Here is a 2,872-nt window from a genome sequence, read left to right as displayed (position 1 = left end):
GACCAGCCGGCTTAGCACCCCGGCCCCGCCCTCCGTGGCTTCGTAGGCAAGGACGGCGCGCCGATTGTCGCGAGCGGGCAGCGGTTCGCCGAGAATCTCGCCCTCTTCTAATTGGAAGACGACCTCAATTCCCCGCATGATAGCATGCTGCACCGTCGCGATCGTCTCCGGCGCATAGGCCAAGGGGTCGCTGAAACGGAAGAGAAGCGCATTCTTGTGATCGCGGACGATTGGGACGATCCGCACCGGTCTAACGACATCAGGCGGCACATCGACATCAGGATCTTCGTCGTTCGATTTCGCCCAATAACCGCTGCGCGGATCGATATAGAAACCGAAGACGGTCTGATTGGCGCGCCGTTTGAGCCCTTTGTTGATCCGACTGATCTCGGCGCTGTTGGCATATTGCAGCTTGAGGATCGAGGCGTCGTCGCAACGGAAGTCGGCCTCAACGATCTGAATCCGGCCGTCTCGCTTCGGCCAGGAAAAAACGGTCTGAATATCAAAGCCCTGCCGGACCCGCTCTTCGTCATTTGCCGTGATGCGCTCTACCGGCGCGGCCTCAACATTGTCGATCCTCAGCGTCCTTTGCACCGGCACCTCGCCTGCCATCGGTGTGTTGCAAGCGTGGCAGCGTTCGACCTCGCCGTCGTGACAGGCGCCACAGTTCGAGCAGATGAAAATATCTCTCGTGGCGAGCTCGGCGCCATCTCCCGTACGGACTTCCGGCGGAAGCTTCGCCTTCATGACCCGGTACGCCCGGCCTTCGTGATAGATCAGACTACGCGGACCGAATTCCGAGATCGCCAGGAAACGGGCGCGCTGGAGGAACGAGCCGGTCTTTCCCTCTCCGGGGATAAAGGCATAGAGCGGCAGCCGAGGAAAATTATACCCGGGCAGGAATCCTTCCGTTGCCAGGTAGCGGTAGGAATAGAAGTCTGAGCCGTTTGTCGCCTTGCCCTGTTCCAGAATGCTGATCTGGTCGCTCGCCTGCATCTGCGCCGCCTTGATCCGACGGCGATCCGCACCAGAAAGTCCTGTAATCTCGGATCGGGCATTGGCTTCCATAAGCTGGGTTCGAGCTGAGTTGTAGAGTTCACGCCATCGATCAAAGGCACGGTCGAACTCCAGCGGTGCGCGCTGGGCGACCGCAGTGACGAAGTCGTCAGGCTCGCTCATCCAGACTGGTTTGCGGCCATCTACCGAGGCGAGCACCTGATCGAGCACGCGCTTCATTGTGGGGCGCGCTGCTATGGCCAACTCAGGTCGGTCGATTACATCGTGGATCTCTTGTTTGAGAGGATAGCCGGTCTGAGTTAGATCGAGGATTTCCGGAATGTCCGGAGACAGAGCGAGCTTCGCCTCCGCAAGCCAAACGGCATGTAGGTGCGAGCGCACGAGCTCTTCGTTGGTGATGTCGAGCGCGGGAGGCCGAACGACGCCAGCGACCATGTCGTTCCGCCGTTCGAAGAAGTACTGGTCGTGGGGCGATTGCGCGGCGCAATAGGTTACGATCACGGCTGCCTGCCCGGAGCGACCGGCGCGGCCGGCGCGTTGCGCGTAATTCGCCGGCGTCGGGGGTACGTTTCTCAGATAGACGGCGTTCAGCGCGGAAATGTCGACGCCAAGCTCCATGGTTGGCGAACAAAACAAAGCTGGCAGGAACTGTTCCGACTCTCCTGCCGCCTTGAGCTCAGCGGCATTCTTCGTAAGATTTTCTTGGTCTTCTTTTTCAAAACGGAAGCGCCACTCGCGCCACTCGCGCTGTCTTTGCGACACTTGGGCGGTGTGTTCACGGCCTTCCAGCCCCCAAAAACTGCTACGACCGGCCTTCAGATCTTCAGCGATCTCATTGTAAAGTTCATGAAAATATAAGTTTCCCTGAGCTGTCTTTTTCCGAACTGCTTCGCCAGGGACGATGCGAACAGCTGAAGGTGACAAACGCCAACCTTGTTGGTCAGCCTCGATGTCGACGCGAGACACCACTCCTTCCTGCGAAAGGAGTTCCATCAGGGCGGTCATCACGCTCAGGTAGTCCGACTTCCCAAGCTTGGTCCCGATGACGCTCTTGCGATTGATGAGGCGTCCGATACGGGAGTTGTGTCCCGCTCGGATGATCGTCTGCTCCTCCCGCAGTCCCACCCTGTCCTTGCCCGGCGCTTGCAAAAACATCGCCGTGCGACTTCTGGGCGTTTCCTTCGAGTCGATGGCCCACGGTGACCGCAAGAGATTTCGTGACTTTTGGGCCACGGAGTCGAGCTCCGTCATATCCAAAGCTTCCGTACCGACGGCTAGGCCGTCGAGCATGGCGCCGAGCAGCAGTTTCAACATCGCTTTCCGCGCTGGCGCCTCGAGCTTGCGGAGATCCGGCAGGATGGCCGCCATCCGTTCGGTGTCTGCGGCAATCTCTTCGAGCCCGATGAAGGCGACGTCGATGAGCTTGAGAACGGAGAGACTCGGGTTGGTGTAGCGCCATCCCCGGCGAAGATCAGTCCAGACCCGATGGGCAAGAACTTTCGCTAAAGAGCGTTGCGCGTCTTCGCGGACCACGGCCCCTGACTCCGGATCCAGCATCCAATGGATACGGGCGTCCTTGTTAGGGCCCGTCAGGAATCAAACGCTCGTGCGGCAACCTGCAACGCGAGGAAATGACTCGATCATCTGGCCAAGCCTGATTCGATTATTCCCTTACGGGCCCTTAGCCGCGGTAAATCCCAGCGCCTTTACAACTCGGAGACCGAATTCGTCCTCGGCCATGCCATCGTCGCCGGCGTCCAGAACCGCCCGCAGGATCGCACCACGCAGTAGACTTACGAACAGATAGTCATTGAAATGACCCGCCTGGAGAGCCGCATCCTGGCGGTTGTCCGTG

The 2,872-nt window shown here is 59.4% G+C and carries 2 protein-coding genes; both read right to left on the bottom strand.

From position 1 onward, the window contains the following. Nucleotides 1-2,550 (bottom strand): helicase-related protein (locus H1Y01_RS05100; RefSeq protein ID WP_219341280.1); only part of this gene is annotated, 2,550 nt, incomplete at its 3' end. A gap of 138 nt (nt 2,551-2,688) precedes the next feature. Beyond that, nucleotides 2,689-2,872: hypothetical protein (locus tag H1Y01_RS05095; RefSeq protein WP_180539191.1), on the bottom strand; the 184-nt coding region annotated here is incomplete at its 5' end.

The sequence above is a fragment of the Nevskia soli genome, assembly GCF_903970205.1.
Lineage (GTDB): Bacteria > Acidobacteriota > Terriglobia > Bryobacterales > Bryobacteraceae > Bog-113.
The sequence above is the reverse complement of the archived record's forward strand: the minus strand, read 5'-3'. Positions and strand labels throughout refer to the sequence as shown.